Origin of the sequence: Dyadobacter frigoris (assembly GCF_005280585.1) — a bacterium.
In the GTDB taxonomy this organism is placed as follows: domain Bacteria; phylum Bacteroidota; class Bacteroidia; order Cytophagales; family Spirosomataceae; genus Dyadobacter; species Dyadobacter frigoris.
The window spans coordinates 280,407-296,205 of sequence record NZ_SZVO01000007.1; the positions used below are offsets into that span (position 1 = coordinate 280,407).

General features: G+C 39.1%; 16 protein-coding genes. 5 read left to right on the forward strand and 11 right to left on the reverse strand.

The window, feature by feature from the left end:
• Positions 1-32 precede the first annotated feature (32 nt).
• The 4 genes from FDK13_RS16595 to FDK13_RS16610 all read right to left on the reverse strand — a co-directional run bounded on the left by FDK13_RS16595 (position 33) and on the right by FDK13_RS16610 (position 4,142).
• Positions 33-221, reverse strand: a complete 189-nt coding sequence (locus tag FDK13_RS16595) for a type II toxin-antitoxin system antitoxin (RefSeq protein ID WP_137341121.1) — start codon at positions 219-221, stop codon at positions 33-35.
• 1 nt (position 222) lies between these two features.
• Complete coding sequence (locus FDK13_RS16600; protein ID WP_137341122.1) at positions 223-1,086, reverse strand: SPFH domain-containing protein; 864 nt, start codon at positions 1,084-1,086, stop codon at positions 223-225.
• A 126-nt stretch (positions 1,087-1,212) separates the two neighbouring features.
• Positions 1,213-2,640, reverse strand: coding sequence for an energy transducer TonB (locus FDK13_RS16605; protein WP_137341123.1), 1,428 nt, complete (start codon positions 2,638-2,640; stop codon positions 1,213-1,215).
• 59 nt (positions 2,641-2,699) lie between these two features.
• The gene (locus FDK13_RS16610; RefSeq protein WP_170982818.1) at positions 2,700-4,142 is read right to left on the reverse strand and encodes an energy transducer TonB; all 1,443 of its coding nucleotides are present in this window, start codon (positions 4,140-4,142) and stop codon (positions 2,700-2,702) included.
• Between the two features lie 177 nt (positions 4,143-4,319).
• Here FDK13_RS16610 and FDK13_RS16615 point away from each other — a divergent pair, with 177 nt between their 5' ends.
• Together FDK13_RS16615 and FDK13_RS16620 are read left to right on the forward strand one after the other, a co-directional pair.
• On the forward strand, positions 4,320-5,192 hold the full coding sequence (locus FDK13_RS16615; RefSeq protein WP_137341125.1) for a UDP-2,3-diacylglucosamine diphosphatase: 873 nt from the start codon (positions 4,320-4,322) through the stop codon (positions 5,190-5,192).
• Between the two features lie 8 nt (positions 5,193-5,200).
• Positions 5,201-6,325 carry a glycosyltransferase family protein gene (locus FDK13_RS16620; RefSeq protein ID WP_229216067.1) on the forward strand — a complete coding sequence of 375 codons (1,125 nt, stop codon included), beginning with the start codon at positions 5,201-5,203 and terminating at the stop codon, positions 6,323-6,325.
• Between the two features lie 6 nt (positions 6,326-6,331).
• On the opposite strand, the gene FDK13_RS16625 is transcribed toward FDK13_RS16620, so the two are convergent.
• The 6 genes from FDK13_RS16625 to FDK13_RS16650 all read right to left on the reverse strand — a co-directional run bounded on the left by FDK13_RS16625 (position 6,332) and on the right by FDK13_RS16650 (position 13,380).
• On the reverse strand, positions 6,332-7,567 hold the full coding sequence (locus FDK13_RS16625; RefSeq protein ID WP_137341126.1) for an LVIVD repeat-containing protein: 1,236 nt from the start codon (positions 7,565-7,567) through the stop codon (positions 6,332-6,334).
• A gap of 164 nt (positions 7,568-7,731) precedes the next feature.
• On the reverse strand, positions 7,732-8,322 hold the full coding sequence (locus FDK13_RS16630) for a hypothetical protein (RefSeq protein WP_137341127.1): 591 nt from the start codon (positions 8,320-8,322) through the stop codon (positions 7,732-7,734).
• Between the two features lie 73 nt (positions 8,323-8,395).
• Positions 8,396-9,694 (reverse strand): LVIVD repeat-containing protein, encoded by a 1,299-nt coding sequence (locus FDK13_RS16635; protein WP_137341128.1) that lies wholly within the window; start codon positions 9,692-9,694, stop codon positions 8,396-8,398.
• Between the two features lie 253 nt (positions 9,695-9,947).
• Positions 9,948-11,180: a serpin family protein gene (locus tag FDK13_RS16640; protein ID WP_229216068.1), complete on the reverse strand. Its 1,233-nt coding sequence runs from the start codon at positions 11,178-11,180 to the stop codon at positions 9,948-9,950.
• A 111-nt stretch (positions 11,181-11,291) separates the two neighbouring features.
• Entirely contained in the window at positions 11,292-12,842 is a 1,551-nt protein-coding gene (locus FDK13_RS16645; protein WP_229216069.1) for an outer membrane beta-barrel protein, read from the reverse strand.
• The gene (locus FDK13_RS16650; protein WP_137341129.1) at positions 12,817-13,380 is read right to left on the reverse strand and encodes an RNA polymerase sigma factor; all 564 of its coding nucleotides are present in this window, start codon (positions 13,378-13,380) and stop codon (positions 12,817-12,819) included. The genes FDK13_RS16645 and FDK13_RS16650 overlap by 26 nt, the downstream gene beginning before the upstream one ends.
• Before the next feature lie 367 nt (positions 13,381-13,747).
• Between FDK13_RS16650 and FDK13_RS16655 the strand changes: the two genes are divergently transcribed.
• The 3 genes from FDK13_RS16655 to FDK13_RS16665 all read left to right on the forward strand — a co-directional run bounded on the left by FDK13_RS16655 (position 13,748) and on the right by FDK13_RS16665 (position 15,127).
• Positions 13,748-14,044, forward strand: a complete 297-nt coding sequence (locus tag FDK13_RS16655) for a muconolactone Delta-isomerase family protein (RefSeq protein ID WP_137341130.1) — start codon at positions 13,748-13,750, stop codon at positions 14,042-14,044.
• An 87-nt stretch (positions 14,045-14,131) separates the two neighbouring features.
• A complete protein-coding gene (locus FDK13_RS16660; RefSeq protein ID WP_229216070.1) occupies positions 14,132-14,617 on the forward strand; it encodes a guanyl-specific ribonuclease in 486 nt (161 codons plus the stop codon).
• A gap of 69 nt (positions 14,618-14,686) precedes the next feature.
• The gene (locus FDK13_RS16665) at positions 14,687-15,127 is read left to right on the forward strand and encodes a barstar family protein (protein ID WP_137341131.1); all 441 of its coding nucleotides are present in this window, start codon (positions 14,687-14,689) and stop codon (positions 15,125-15,127) included.
• On the opposite strand, the gene pnuC is transcribed toward FDK13_RS16665, so the two are convergent.
• A complete protein-coding gene (pnuC, locus tag FDK13_RS16670) occupies positions 15,124-15,744 on the reverse strand; it encodes a nicotinamide riboside transporter PnuC (protein WP_137341132.1) in 621 nt (206 codons plus the stop codon). The genes FDK13_RS16665 and pnuC overlap by 4 nt on opposite strands.
• Positions 15,745-15,799 lie beyond the last annotated feature (55 nt).

Genomic DNA, 15,799 nt, shown 5'->3' on the forward strand with positions numbered 1-15,799 from the left:
TTACCAAAACCTGCTTACCTCACTACTGATTATCAACTAATTCCTTCTTCAGGATCTGTTTTTATATCCTTGCTCCGCGAGCGCTTTTGTTTTTTCAACGCATCGCTGAGCAAATATTCTATTTGTCCGTTCAGACTCCTGAAATCCTGCTGCGCCCACGCTTCAAGCTCTTTCAACATCTCAGGATTAATCCGCAAAACAAACGCTTTTTTTTCTGCCATATCAAGGATACAAAGTTCCGGCGTTCAATACAGGTGTGACGGACTTTTCACCACATAAAACGACTAATAAATTACAAACCATCGCTGCTTTTCGTTCTTCATCCAGGTTTACAATTCCCTTTTCTGAAAGCATTGCCAAAGCCATATCCACCATGCCAACGGCGCCGTTTACAATCTGGCGACGAGCAGCGACTACCGCTGACGCCTGCTGACGCTGTAACATCGCGCCGGCGATTTCCGGAGCATAAGCCAGGTGACTGATACGTGCCTCGAGAACATCCACTCCAGCCCTACTCAATCTTTCAGTCAGCTCAGCTTCAAGCATTTCGTTGATTTTCCCGCTTCCGTCACGCAATGTAAATTCCGGAATTTCTACTTCCTCAGCTTCCATCGTGTCATACGCATAAACGCCGGCCAAATGACGTACCGCAGCTTCCGACTGGATCTCTACGTATTTTGTGTAATCGTCCACTTCAAACGATGCCTTAGCGGTGTCACCTACGCGCCAAACCACCACGGCAGCGATTTCAATCGGGTTACCAAGTTTGTCGTTAACCTTTAACTTCTGACCGTTGAGGTTTCGTGCACGCAGACTCATTTTTTTTCTACGGAAAAAGGGATTAACCCATCGCAGACCGCTTTGTTTCATCGTGCCCATGTAATCACCAAAAAATGTGGTTACCACAGCTTCATTGGGATTAATAACTGTCAATCCAATCAGGATAATGAATCCGATAATTGAAACAAGAATGCCAAAATTAGGACGGCCTTCGGCGATCGAAAAAATGACACCTCCAAATAACATGATCAGACCAATACCGAATAGCAAAAAGCCTGACATCGAGCGTAATTCTTTTTCATTCATAGCGTAATTGTGATAGTAAAATGATATCACAATGTTATCAAATGAAAAGCATATTCCAATACAAATTGGTACAAAAAAATCCCAAAGCTTTTGATTGGCTTTGGGATGGGATGAGTGGTAAATTATTTATTCAAAATTAACAGGCAGTCTGTATCTTACACTTATTTTTCGCCCTCTTTGCGTTCCCGCCTCCCACAACCCGTCCATTCTCTTGACAACGCGTACAACTTCATCGTCAAAACTTTTACCCAAACTTTGCTCAATTTTATAATCACCCAAATGCCCATCTTCACGCACGACAAAAGACAGGATTGTTTTTCCCTTGGCTCTTGGAACAGCTGGAGAAGGCCTTATATTTTCTCCCAGAAATTGATACATTTTGTTTTTTCCACCTTTAAACTGCGGTTCAATAATATAATCACTTTCATAGTTTACTTTTTCACCATCGAAGTAGGATATACCCTTTTCCAGAATTCCTTCTTTATAAAAATCTTCATAGGCCAGCGTACTGTCTGCGAATTTTCCAACCCACTTTCCTGACTTACGCTCATTTTCTACTTTCCCTTCTTCAAATAATGCTTTTTGACGATAAGAATTTGACTTGATCTTACCCCAACCGTTACCATCCTTTACAAGTTGAGAACCATCACGATCCCAAACATTTTTGATCGATACCTCTTTTTTATTACCGGTTTCAATAATGCTTCGTAGTTGGCCGTTTTCATACCAGTTTATGTTTTTCACCAGACTATCACTCACACTTTGTTCCTCATTGAGCACACCGTTCAGGAAATAATATTTTCCCGACGAAGGCGGCCGTCCACCTCCCGGATAGCGCGCATTCGAGAGCAGTGTCCCATCTGGCTGGATAATTACCTCTTCATAACCATCCGCGAAATTGCCTGATTTTGCAGAAATACTGAACGCTTTTACGGAATCGGTTTGTGTAGATTTAGATATTTTAGTCCAGATTTTTTTCTTTTCAAAAGGTAAGGTCAGATTCGTTTTCCATTTACCCAATCTAAATTCCTGAAATAAAATATCGCCACGCACAAAACCACGTTCATCCACCGGAATTACGTTTCTGAATTTATTTTTCCTCTGATCGTTGGGTATCAAAATATTATTTTTGTCAAAATATTCAATCAAAGCATTTTCGGTACTGTCAAATTCCGGCATTGGATTTGTTCGGAACAACACAGGAAAAAAGGTCACTTGTCTTACCGGTTTGTCTTTTATCAAAGCAGGTTTCCAGGCTTTATATAAACTTAAAAGACGAATTGCTTCGGCGTCAATTGTTTTGTCAACCGATCTTGAAATTTCAAGCCCCGACATACTTCCGTCAGGTTCAACAATGCCTTTCACAATAACTTTGGTATTCATTCCTTTCGCAGCGGATTTGATAGGAATCTGGATATTAGCTGTAATAAACTGATTTAAAAATGCCACGCCGCCAGACGGCTCGGCGGGTTTTTCAACTTCGTTGATCTTATATACTTGTTGGCTTAAAGCAGGAAAACTGAAAAGAGTGAGTAGTACAATAAATGATTTCATGGCTGTTGAAATTAAAATTTAAACGCAGGGACCTTTGGCAATCAGATTTAGAAGGAAGCTTAGAACAACATGAAATTAATTGGCAGATTATACTTAACCCTTACTTTCTGGCCGCGAAGTTCACCTGGTTTCCATTTCCCATCCATCTTTTTAACCACCCTGAGCGCTTCCTGATCAATGTCTTTTACGACACTTTTTTCCAGTTTATAATCACAAAGACTTCCATCTTCACAAACGGTAAAAGAAAGAAGAACCACTCCACTGATTCCCTTTCTGGAAGCGTCAATAGGATATTTAATATTTTGTCCGAGAAACTGGTAGACAGATTTCATTCCATCCCCGAATTTAGGCTGAAAGCCTTTGGTCTTATAACTTACATTTTCCCCGTTAACAACACATGTTCCTTCTTTTAACAGCCCGTTTTCATACTGTTCAACATAATAAATTGTACTATCAGGCAGCTTCCCAACCCATTTGCCGATCTTAGATCCCACATTTACGGCTCCTTCCTCTGTTAAAAGTTTATTATTTTCCTCACCTGAATATCTCCACCAGCCGTTACCATTTTTAACGTTTTGAGTACCATCAGGTTCCCAGGCATTTACTATCCGGCTTTCCTGAAGAACCTCAAAACTGGCAGGAGGATTTTGAATAACACTTTTGATCTGGCCGTTTCTGTACCAGCTTATTTTAGTACTGATACTATCTTCAAAATTCTCAACTTCTTTTATCATGCCGCTGAGATAATAATCTTTCTTCAAAAGAAGTTTTTTTGCAGACGAATATTCCCTGTACAACAAAATTTTCCCGTTTTTCTGAAAAGCAATTTTCGGTGCATAATTTGTCTCTGATCGATCTTTGGCGGAAAGTTCATAAGCCTGAACAGAATCCACGCCTGGTTCTCCATATATTATTTTCCAGAATTCATTTCGCTCAAAAGGTATCGTACTCATCCGTTTCCATTTGTCGCCTTTTAATGCTTCGTAAGAAATATCGTCTTTTATAAATCCCTGCTCATTCACAGGCATAACACTTCTATATTTAAAATCTTTTGAATCTGTTACAGGAAGAAATTTGTCATTGTAGTAATGCACAATGCCTGCTAATCCACTATCAAAGTTTTCATTTTTTGGTGCCAAAAATGAGACGTGATAAACAGCTGCCTGTCTAACTTTTACATCTTTTAAAACTGCGGGTTGCCATGCCTTGTACAAACTCAAAACTCTTATGGCTTCCTGATCACATAAAGAATCGATTCCTTTCACAACCTGTAAGCCGGTCATGGATCCATCTGTTTCAACAATTCCTTTTACAAAAATTTTTGAATTAATTCCTTTGACGGATGCACTGAAAGGAACCTGAATATTCGCAAAAATGAACTGATTGAGAATCGAAAATCCGCCGACAGGTGTTGCCTGTTTTTCAACTTCATGGGGCTGGTAAACAGTTTGACTTACAGCCTGATAACTAATCAACACAAAAATCAATAATAGTCTTTTCATTTGTCGGGTGAGTTTATCCAAGCCAAATATAGATAATCCTTTATTTACCATTATTATACTTAGAATTATTATTATTTATATTTTATGTCAATTTTGTAGAACTAGTTTATCTAAAACTTAATCTACTGATAACCTGTAAGTAATATCCAGGTAACATGAAATGAGAATATTTGTAACATGGGAGAAACAACTCATTTTAGAACGATTATCATTTCTGACTTACACCTCGGAGCAGGTGGTTCCAAGGCAGAAGAAGTTACCAATTTTCTGAAAAGCTATTCATGTAAAAAGCTTATTCTGAATGGTGATATTATTGATGCCTGGCAGTTAAAAAAATATGGAGTCTGGAAACGGAAACATACCATGTTTTTCAAACGGGTATTGAAGATGATTGAGGAAAATAAAACCAAGGTGATATACATCCGTGGAAATCATGACGATTTTCTTGACCAGATCATACCGTTGCGCCTGGGAAAACATTTCCAGATCAGAAAAGATTACATCCTGAATTCAGGTGAAAAACGATTTTATGTAACCCATGGCGATGTTTTTGATTCAATCACAACAAATCTTAAATGGCTCGCTTATCTGGGCGATATCGGATATACGTTTTTGCTTTGGGTAAATAAATTTTACAACAAATACAGAGCCTGGAAAGGATTACCTTACTATTCTCTTTCCCAAAAAATAAAACAATCGGTGAAAATGGCGGTGAATTATATGTCGGATTTTGAAGAAAAACTGACAGAACTTGCCCGTTCACGTGATTGCGACGGTGTAATCTGCGGCCATATCCATCACCCGGCCATTCGGGAAATTGATGGGGTGATGTACATGAATTCCGGCGACTGGGTTGAAACGCTAAGTGCTTTGGTTGAAGATTTTGAAGGAAACTGGAATCTTATTTACTACAATCAGCAGCATTTCGACGAAAAACCTGCTGAACAAAAAGAAGTAAGAACAAGCAGAATCGACAGCTTTCCTACAATAGACAAACAGGTAGCTTTCACAGGAATTGTTTTGGGTGAAGATAAGAGGCGGATTATTTAATACGGCTTATGAGGATTTTGTTTTTGGTACAGGGTGAAGGAAGGGGACACCTTACGCAGGCTATATCTATGGGGCAGATCCTTCGCGGAGCTGGCCATGACCTTGTTGGCGCAATGGTTGGCAGCGCGGTCGGGCGGCTCATTCCTTCCTTTTTTAAAGAACAAATCCAGTCATCGGTTTATTATTTTAATGCACCCGGTATTGTCTACAATGGTGGAGGAATGAATGTGAAAAGAACTTTGCTGAGCCTGGTCACGCATCTTCCACAATACATAAAAAGTTTACGCTATATACACCAGACGATCCGCGAAATTCAGCCGGATCTGATCATTAGTTTTTACGAAACATACAGCGGCCTCTACAATGTGTTATATGGTACCAAAATACCGATGATCTGTATCGCGCATCAATATTTAATTCTTCATCCTGATTTTACTTCTCCCAAAAACAGCGGCATCAACCGCATACTGATCAACCTTAATTCCAAAGCTGCTTCCTGGAAAGCAAGTCAAAGGCTCGCTTTGTCGTTCCGGGAAATGGAATCACTGCCTGATGAAAAACTGATTGTGGTTCCACCACTTTTGAGACAAGAAGTCCGGGATTTATATCCTTTGAAAGAAGATTTTTTCCTGGTGTACATGACCCATCATAGTTTGAGCGAGCAAATTATAGCATGGCACCTGAAACATCCGGAGATACGTCTGCAATGTTTTTGGGACAAGGCAGACGTTCCGGATGAGCATAAAATTGACGAAACGCTTACATTTCACAGAATCGACAGCCAGAAATATCTTTCCATGCTCGCCAGCTGCCGGGCGTTGGTAACAACTGCCGGATTCGAATCTGTTTGTGAAGCCATGTATCTGGGGAAACCTGTGATGATGGTTCCTGTTCCTAATCATTACGAACAGGAATGTAATGCGCTGGATGGCGTTATTTCCGGTGCCGGTGTAACGTCAAAAACCTTCAACCTTTCCGTGCTGCTGGATTATCTCCCGCATCACATTGACCAATCTGAAAAATTCAGAAACTGGTATCACAGAGGGGAAGCCATGTTTATTAAAAATGTTGAAGTTTTTGATAAAAATCCGCCTTCGCCAAAACTTGCACTCGCAGGTCAAACTAAAAAATAATTACCATTAGATCTTCTTAAAAGGTATTTTGCTGAGCCGGCGAAGATTTTTCGGATCCGTAGCGTCAAGTTGGTATAAACCATCCGTGGCTGTCACAAAAACATTTTTTCCCCTGACGAATACGTTATTCGCCTGAATATCTTTTTCATGTGAAAGTAAATGCTGATCAATTGTTGCCGTATCACGGACATCAAAAACTTTAAATCCACCAGTTCCTTCACAAACATAAAGAACTGGAAAATCAATACTTAATGCGCGTGGGCCGTCCATGGGAAATTTCTTTATAAATCTTGGAGCACTAATATTACTTATATCAAAAAGTTTCAGCTGGTTTTCATTACCGCAAATGGTTTTTTCTCGTTGGGCGATATATGCGATATCATTTTGAACCACAATTTTATCGCATAAACTTACGGAGTCAAGACTTGAAACAAAATCAGGAATGGGAGGATTTGAATTGTCATAGATGGATACACTGGAACCATCCCCAATAAATATTTTATTTTGATAGGAAGAAATATTAGCAAAGACAATCCTAAAAGCAAGCGATATCTGTGGAGATAAATTTGTTTTGTTATTTAAATTGAATATTCCAAGACTGCCTGCGTCTGATGTATAGAGATAATTATATTGTATGACAAAACGGGGCGGTGTTTTTGAAAAGTCCAAATACTCCGGACTGATTCTTATTTCATCTATTATTGGCGGTTCTACAAACTGCGTATTATCCTCACAATCAACTGCGGCCGTCTCTACGATCGTGTCTTTTTTATATTCATTAAAAAACAATCCATTCTGATCTGCTGACCACCATATTCCATTAAACCAGCCTGATTTAAACAAGACTGGAGAACGGCCTGTTTCCTTTGCATTTGCCGGATCCGTTATATCCAGAGAAACAAGGTCACAAAAACTGTCCGCATAGAGCACATTTTCGTTGATAATAATATCGCCATTTCCAGGTATCTGAATAAACGAAATAAAAGCTGGATTTGACGGATCGCTGTTATCGATTACATGTACACCTTGTTTAATCTCACTGACAAACAGATATTTATCCTTGAAAACGATCTTCCCGGGGTCCTCAATTTCTCGGGGCGGCAAAACTTTCACACTATTTCGTATTTCTGAAAAGGGATGTGTGATCGCAATCTCACGGATGACAACTCTTGTTTCGGTACATTGATCTTTACAAGACCACAACCCACTGGCTAGCAGAATAACGAATAATTTAATTTTCACGACGTTGAGTATAATAAGAAGAGGGAGATATGATTTTAAAAATCGTATCGAATATAATAAAAAAAGAAGGTATCTACGCGAAAATAAGCCCGTCTGAAATATTATCTCCAGGCGAGCTTTCATGCCTACTAAACTGACTTTTAAATCATTGAAAGATACTAGTCTTAAAAACTTATTCCAATCCTGGCAGCCACCCGATTATAAACCCTATCTTCATAACGAACAGTCTGGTTGTAAAGTAAAGGTTTATCAGCATATGCTTCCTGCCGTTTGTAAGTTACTGAAAATGTAAAAGTAGAGCTATTGATTTTTCCCATTCGCAACCCAACTCCTGGATTTATCATCCAGCCACCTTTTGTTTTATAGCCATCAGAATCCTGGTTTAGCCAATTAAAACCGTAACCTGCATCACCTGTAAGAAACAATCTCGCTTTTGAACCTTTTGTAATATCATAACGGATTCCGGCTGCTATTGGATTTAACAGTGCCGTTTTATACCAATCAAAACCCAGAGTAACTCCCACATCCAGCCGCTGGTTCAAATGAATTCCGTTAAATGTCTGAATGCTCAGACTGGCTTTGCTATCCACTTTATTTTGATCATTGCCGTAACCTGAGTTATTTACATATTTCACACGACCAAACAGACCTCCAAATTCTGTGTGGTTTACAAATTTCTTTTTAAAAGATCCTTCCTGTGCCAGAGAAGTAGAAATAGCCAGAATGGCTACGAAGAATGAAAAAAGTATTTTCATTTTATATTTTTTAAACTGTTGAGGGAGAAACCGGTACAAACGATTTGTTCAGACTAAAATAGTCCAAAAAAAATTACTGAATTGCTTTTTTAACCGGTATCTTACTTAGCTCACGAAGGTTTGCCGGATCGCTCGCATCGTATTGATAAAAACCGTCGTCTCCAATGAGTAAAAGTGTTTTTCCAAGCGAGATCACATCGTAAGCGTGCATATCCTTTTTAAAAGAAAGAAGATGCTGGTCAACGTTATTTTTATCAGTCACATCAAAAACTTTGAGACCTTTATCTCCTTCACATAGGTAAAGTGTTGGAAAATCGATACTCAAACCGTGTGGATTTTCCATCTGATATGATTTGATAAGCGTCGGAGATGATGCATTACTAACATCTACGAGATCGAGCTGATTTTCAGTTCCAGCACAAGCTGTACCCGTTCTGAGTGTCACATAGGCGATATCATCATGTACAACTACGGGATCGCATGCGCGGCCATGCTGGAAATTGGACAGCTGCTTAGGCGATGCCGGATCTGTATTATCATAAATAAACATTCCGGTTGTCGAACCCAGGAAAAGTTTTCGTTGGTATGGAAATATTGTTTCAACATTCCAGCCAATATTTACGGTTGCAAAATCGGTTGGTTTGGTAGGATTAGCGATGTTGAATAACCGTAAATTCCCTTGTCCAACGGTATACAGGTATTGATCATAAAGCGCAAAACGAGACATAGAGCCAGCCTGCCCGTTGGTAGCCGCAGAGACAGAAGAAGAACCTGAACTTAAAGCTTTCGTACCACCATCTGCATAGAAACTATAATAGAGATACTGGGTGAAATCTTCCTCACAACTGGTTGTAACAGTTTCTGTAACATAATCGATTGTGTAATCCTGAATCGTAAGATTATCAACGCCATTGGTCTGGTTCAGATACCAGGAGGCACCGTCAAACTGGCCATTCCTAAAAACATTTTCGACACGGCTTACTTCTTTCGGATTTACAGGATCACTTAAATCCAAAGCTACAAGATCGGTATAGCTGTCGGCATACAAAATATTATCACGAACGGACATGTCGCCGTTTCCGGGAATTTTAATAAAGGAAACAAAACTTGGATTTGCCGGATCGCTGTTGTTGATCACATGAATTCCTTCTTTTATTTCATTGATAAACAAATAATTACCTTTCACATAAATTTTCCCCGGTCTTATCAGCTCGTGTGGAGCCTCCGCCTTTACACTGCTTCGTAGTTCTTTAAGCGCGATAGAAACCGGAGTATATCGTCGTGTAATACGGGTTTCCTTACACTGATCATTACAAGACCATAAACTGCTGGCCAACAATACAAAGAGGATCGGAAGTAAATATTTTTTCATGACGGCAGGGATTTGTTAGAGAAGATTCAGTGAAACTTTTTCTTACTAAAACAATAGACACGCGGATTGAAAGAAAGGTTGTAACCTAACAAACAAAATCGTCCGCAAGCAAAGCCAGCGGACGATAACGCACCCCGAAAACGTCGATTGACACCAACGTTTATTTTCTTTTAGCTTTTGGCAGTTAGCGATTAGGCGTTAGTATGGATAATTAACCAACTTTCGCCAAAAGCTAATCCCTAACAGCTAACGGCTATTTACTATCCGGATTCATGATTCTCCCCATGAACAAAATCGTATTTGATGTTTTTTCGCTAATGATGATCCCGAATGGGTGGTTGCAAATGATTTCTTTTGATGGCCCGGCCGATGTTAGTCCAATCCCGATTGTTGTTACCGCTGCCGCTTCTGTACCTTTTTCGTCGATTCCGAGATAGGTATTCTGCTTAACAAACGCTACCGAAATTTCTTCCGTTTTATTAATTTTCTTTAAATCAGCAGCGCTGGTGAAAGCTTTAATAATGCCCATGTTTACCAAAGTTGTATCCAGCCGTTTTCCGTAATCCAGAGTTAAACGAGGTAAACCAACCGTTACTTTTGTTTTAGATTCATTTGTTCGCAAACCTGTCCATTCCTCTGAAGTAAAGGAATCTATTATATCATTAATTACTATATCTTTTTGCGGGACGATAATAGTCATTTCGTACTGACCATTTCCATATGGCAATCTTACGGCAGTATATTTTTCAGAATAATTAACTACAAATTCAGACTCCACCGACATCATTTTGACATACTTAGCCAAGCCATTACTCAGATAAAATAGCTTATCCGACGTATTGTTAGAATTAAATTGCTTAGCCCAGTTTCCTTTAAAATATAAGGCATTCAATAAAAACATCCGATCATTCGGACTGATTTTGTCAAGTACTTTTTTAATTTTCCCATTGGTTTTGTCACTGGCCCATTGGTTAATTTTATCCTTGGCCGCATCGTTAAATTCCAAACCGGTAACTTCTGCGTTAAAAGACTGATTTAAGACATTTTTAAAATCAGTTTCTACCTGAAAAGTATTTTTGTACCAAACCGAATTGGCAAGGCCAAGCGTTACTTTGGAATCCGCCACAGGCATATCATTCAAAAGCGTTTTGTAAGCATCATTGAGATCTGCCAGCGAAACCCCTTCCATTTTCAATGTTTTCAGGATTTCTGCTGCGGTTTCATTTTCAGCACCATTCAAAAGCATGCCCAGCGCGATGTGAAGACTAAGCGGGGATACAAATAAATTTGCCTCGGGCTTTTCAAAAACCTGTAAGTTTTTAAAGAAATCGAACGCAAAATCGTTGGTACCGGCAGAAATCCGTGCGGGAATTTGTACCGGGTGCACTTCACCCGGGCCAGTATCGATATCGTCGTTACTACAACTTAAAAGAATTCCCGCCAGAACAGCAGGAATCAACATCTTGATTTGGAATATTTTATTCATGGCTAATAAATAAAATGTGTATAGGTTTTCAGCTTTTTTGAACCTTCGTAGCAGGTTATGTTATGAAGAGTCAATTCCGTGCTGATTGGTTGGAATGAGTCAAATATTTTTTTAAAAAGAATATCTCACACCCCAGGCAACACCATATAAAGAAGGATGCGATTCCAGAGATTCGCTGGTTTTAAATCCTGAAAGCAGCGACTTCTGATAAGATCCTGAAAGTGTTGCCTTTAATCTTGCCGACAATTTATAGTTGAAACGCAGACCGGTTGTTGCCGAGTAATTCAAATTACGGTAAACATCATCCTTCGCTTTTGTTGTAATAACAGTTCCCGAAGCAGACTCAAATTCATTGTTGACAAAGAAATTCGTTATCACTCCACCCACAACCGAATAGCTTAATTTCTTATCGGGATTTAATGTAAAACCTGCCTGAACAGGAACCTGAACAAAACGGTAATTATTATTGACTTCTTTATTTAAATCAATATAAAGGGTATTGGAAGAAGATAAAGGAGCACCAGTAGTAGGACTATTAGGAGACGCATTAGACCCCAAAGCAGCTTTATCCGCAAATGCACTTTGCAAAACATTTTCCGACTGACTGGTAACTGCATTCAATAAATATCCACCACCTTCATAGGTCGAATTTCCCTGTAAATAATTCAAACCCGTTTCTACCGACCAGTGTTTGGAAATACGTTTCGCCCCCTGTGTCTGAACGGCATAAGATGCTCCTGAACGGCTGCTTCCTGACAAGGATTGCCGCGATGCATTCGCTGAAGCATATGCACTTGGCGCATTCGTTACATTGATATTTGGATTAAAACTCGCAGGCATCACATTCACATCAGCCCAATATTCCTGTTTTTTCTTTTCTTTTTTGGGAGGTTTGCTTTCAGCCATCGGATCTGGCTTGAAAAATACATATCGTTTCTGCATATAAACATCCAGATCTTTATAACCGATCGGCGTCAACGCTTCTGCCAGAATCTGGCTTGCCGCATCCAGATTTGCTATCGCAATCGGTTTTTCCGGATTGTTTGTCAAATCAGACATTTCTTTTGTTGCAGTAATTTCTTTCGTTTTCTTAAAATCACTGACAATCAAAGATTTTCCCTCCTTTTTAAATTCTGATGCCGTGGCGATAATATTTTCAACCGGAGGTGCAACGATATTTCCACCTTTTCCAAATGCAGATTTTTGTTCTGCCAATTTTTCCACGGTGTTTTTGGAAACATTTACTCTTTCCGGCAATTCTTTGCTTCTTCCAACATTTGCAATTGCGCTTTCAGAATTTAAATTCTGCTCTTTTCCGTTTTGTTTTTGAGTTGAAATAATACTTTCATTTTCTTCAGCAATTGTTTTTTGAGTATCTGAGGCTGATTTATTAGCCGCGATTTGCGTCTCTGCTTTATTATTATTCACATCGTAAGAACCATCCCATAAAGCTATACCAACCAGCAGCAATGCTGCTACCGAAGCTGCTGCATACCAATATCCTGGTGTTTTCCACCACAGCGGAATTACTTTTTCCCTTTCTTCCTCGTCAAGGCGGGCCTCTATGCCTTCCCAGGCAGATAGAGGAGGCGTTTCAGAAGCTTCCTGAAATGCCCTTTTCCATTGCTCATCAAAGCTATTTTTTTTGGACGGATCCATCATCAAATCTTGTTTCTTTGTTCAATTTTTCCTGAAGAAGCGTACGGGCCCGCGAATATTGCGATTTCGAGGTTCCTTCAGATATACCTAATTTCTGGGCTATTTCATTATGCTGGTATCCTTCAATGGCGTACAGATTAAAAATAGTCTGACAGCCGATAGGCAATTCCTTGATAAATTCCAGAAGCTGCTGCCACTGAAAATCTGCCAAAGTTATTTCCTTACCAGCCAAGCCATTTTCATGCGTATCGATATCGTCGAGCTGCTTTAAATATTTATGTTGTCTCAAATGGTTTAACGCCGTATTGACTGCGATGGAACGCAGCCAGTATTCAAGCGGGCTATCATTTCGAAACGTACTTATATTCTCATAAATTTTTATAAAAGCATCTTGTAAAACATCTTCCGCATCATTACGGTTTTTGGTATATCGCAGGCATATAGCAAACAATTTGCCGCCAAAAACATCATATAGCTGTTTCTGGGCGACACGGTTGCGCTGTTGACAGCCAATCACCAATTCCTGTTCGTTAAAAGTCATCCGAAGTTTAAGGGGTGCTACTTTCGGTTTGATTTATTTTATTCTGCCTTATAAATAAGGACTGAGTCTCGTTCTAAACCTGCTTCTCAATTCTTCCTGAAAAAATAATTTGCCAGTTGTTATATACATTGACACGCTTATTTAAAAAATGGTTGTAACAGAGGTTTAAATAATTAAAACTTTTTTTAACTTACCTAAGTTCAAACGACACATTCGGAAAAAATGGTTAAAAAAATCATTGGTAACAGTTGTGTTAATATGAGTTAAACCATATCGGCTCAAATCTGTTGGAGGAACTATTACTTTGTGCATATCCTTTTATAAGAGTATAAAAATTGAGTTTTCACGTACCTAACCTCTTTCGCTCATGAGTCAATATATGGTTGAAATCCAACTTCCGGCTGTTATGACGGAAGAATACACTGAGAAAATACCGGCGCAGAGAAAAAAGATCAACGAATTAATGGAGCAGGGACGATTGATGTCTTATGCCTTATCAGAAGACCGTTTGAAACTCTGGTGCGTGGTAAGAGCGGAAAGTGAGTTTGAAGTCATGTCACTGGTTTCAGAATTTCCGTTAATTGATTTCATGGACCCAACCATTTGTAAACTGATGTTTAACAATGTCGTTGCGCTTAGGCTGCCCATGTTTTCATTGAATTAAAAATCGAATGATTTAAATTATAAGAACCTCATTGTCTGCACGATGAGGTTCTTTATGTAAAAAAGTCTTTATTATATTTTCGATATTATGATTTCCAAAATTCGCTACACCCCGATTTCTTCCTCGCTCAAACAAGGCGTTTTTATTCTTGCAACCTTAATGGCCCTTGGCTGTTCAGGGAATGGAAATAATACTTCTCAGGAAAAAACGCAAAGCCAGGAGCAAACAGAAACCAAATCTAAAAAACCATTAAAACTTACCCGAAAATCTGATAAATCTCTTTTAAACAAAAACCAGAAAGACCAGATTCCGCAGAAGGTTTTGAATATTTTAGCCTACATCCGCGAAAATGGCCAGGCACCGGAAGGTTATCAGGGAGGCAGAAAATTCGGAAACTTTGAAAAACTTTTGCCACTAAAAGATGATGCGGGGAGTATCATGAAATACCAGGAATGGGATGTGAATCCTAAGAAAAAAGGGAAAAACCGCGGAGCGGAACGTTTGATCACCAGTGAAAATAAACGTGCCTGGTACACACGTGATCATTATGATTCTTTTACCCAAATCGAATAATTTTCCCCGGCAGCTTTTTATCTTTACACAACTTTTACTTTTACATCTGATTCTATCAGTAATAACACCATGAAAAACACACATTTTCTTCTTGCCAAAAAAGACACAGACCTTCGTAAATCATTCCTCGGCGCATTTATTGCTAAAATTGATGGTCAGAAAGCGACTTCAATAAAAGATTTCCATGAGCAAATCGGTGAAGCATTAAACTTCCCAGACTATTCCGGGAAAAACCTGGATGCGCTTGATGAAATGCTGAACGATCTGGAATGGATCACAGAAGAAAAAGTAATTTTATACATCACAAATTCTAACGACTGGCTTTCAAAGGAAAAAACAGACGATAAGATTTTAGCTCTTATTGACATTTTCGACGCCACAGCGGAAGATTGGAAATGGATGGACGAAGAGGAAGATGTTGCTAAAAAAGAGCTTCGGATTATTTTTGAAGATTCACCAAGAATAAGAACAATTCTGGAAGAACAGGAAATCCCTTTCGGTGATTGTTAAAGGTTGGTACGCGCCAATTTCTTCATATCACATTTCCATTGAATATATCCCAAAACAGCTAATGCCAGGAAAACGGCGTATAAAATGGCCGTGAGGTATAAATCTTTGTAAAAATACATGATTGTGTAACACGCGTCAGCCACAATCCAGACGATCCAGTTTTCAAGATATTTGCGCACCATCATCCATTGTGCAATTAAGCTGGCTATGGTTAATGCAGAATCAACATAGGTAAAACTGGCATTTGTAAAACGACCCAGGAGAAATCCCCAAAGTAAAGTTGCTGCAAAAAAGATTATGGCAAAAATTCCATAAAGTTTTGATGGTGTATTACTTACAGAAATACCGTCGTGACTTTTCCCGCCATACAGCCACATCCACCAGCCATAAATACTGGTGAAGAAATAGTAACCCTGCAAACTCATATCAGCATATAACTTAACCTGCCAGAAAACGATCACATAAAGCACGGCGTTGATAATTCCGAAAAACCAGCCTAAAACATTTTGCCGGGTATTGAGATAAACACAAATTGCGCCCGTCAAAAAACCGAGTATTTCAAGAACAGTTGTGGCTATGCCTGCGATAGTAATGGATTGATTAAGCCAGTCGATCATTTTATCAAATTAACACATTCATTACAAATGCTATCTATTTACCAGTTATTTTTGT

Bases quoted from the DNA above. Each gene is read 5' to 3' on its own strand.
- FDK13_RS16595 (WP_137341121.1), bottom strand. From the start codon at position 221: ATGGCAGAAAAAAAAGCGTTTGTTTTGCGGATTAATCCTGAGATGTTG.
- FDK13_RS16600 (WP_137341122.1), bottom strand. From the start codon at position 1,086: ATGAATGAAAAAGAATTACGCTCGATGTCAGGCTTTTTGCTATTCGGT.
- FDK13_RS16605 (WP_137341123.1), bottom strand. From the start codon at position 2,640: ATGAAATCATTTATTGTACTACTCACTCTTTTCAGTTTTCCTGCTTTA.
- FDK13_RS16610 (WP_170982818.1), bottom strand. From the start codon at position 4,142: ATGAAAAGACTATTATTGATTTTTGTGTTGATTAGTTATCAGGCTGTA.
- FDK13_RS16615 (WP_137341125.1), top strand. From the start codon at position 4,320: ATGGGAGAAACAACTCATTTTAGAACGATTATCATTTCTGACTTACAC.
- FDK13_RS16620 (WP_229216067.1), top strand. From the start codon at position 5,201: ATGAGGATTTTGTTTTTGGTACAGGGTGAAGGAAGGGGACACCTTACG.
- FDK13_RS16630 (WP_137341127.1), bottom strand. From the start codon at position 8,322: ATGAAAATACTTTTTTCATTCTTCGTAGCCATTCTGGCTATTTCTACT.
- FDK13_RS16635 (WP_137341128.1), bottom strand. From the start codon at position 9,694: ATGAAAAAATATTTACTTCCGATCCTCTTTGTATTGTTGGCCAGCAGT.
- FDK13_RS16640 (WP_229216068.1), bottom strand. From the start codon at position 11,180: ATGAATAAAATATTCCAAATCAAGATGTTGATTCCTGCTGTTCTGGCG.
- FDK13_RS16645 (WP_229216069.1), bottom strand. From the start codon at position 12,842: ATGATGGATCCGTCCAAAAAAAATAGCTTTGATGAGCAATGGAAAAGG.
- FDK13_RS16650 (WP_137341129.1), bottom strand. From the start codon at position 13,380: ATGACTTTTAACGAACAGGAATTGGTGATTGGCTGTCAACAGCGCAAC.
- FDK13_RS16655 (WP_137341130.1), top strand. From the start codon at position 13,748: ATGAGTCAATATATGGTTGAAATCCAACTTCCGGCTGTTATGACGGAA.
- FDK13_RS16660 (WP_229216070.1), top strand. From the start codon at position 14,132: ATGATTTCCAAAATTCGCTACACCCCGATTTCTTCCTCGCTCAAACAA.
- FDK13_RS16665 (WP_137341131.1), top strand. From the start codon at position 14,687: ATGAAAAACACACATTTTCTTCTTGCCAAAAAAGACACAGACCTTCGT.
- pnuC (WP_137341132.1), bottom strand. From the start codon at position 15,744: ATGATCGACTGGCTTAATCAATCCATTACTATCGCAGGCATAGCCACA.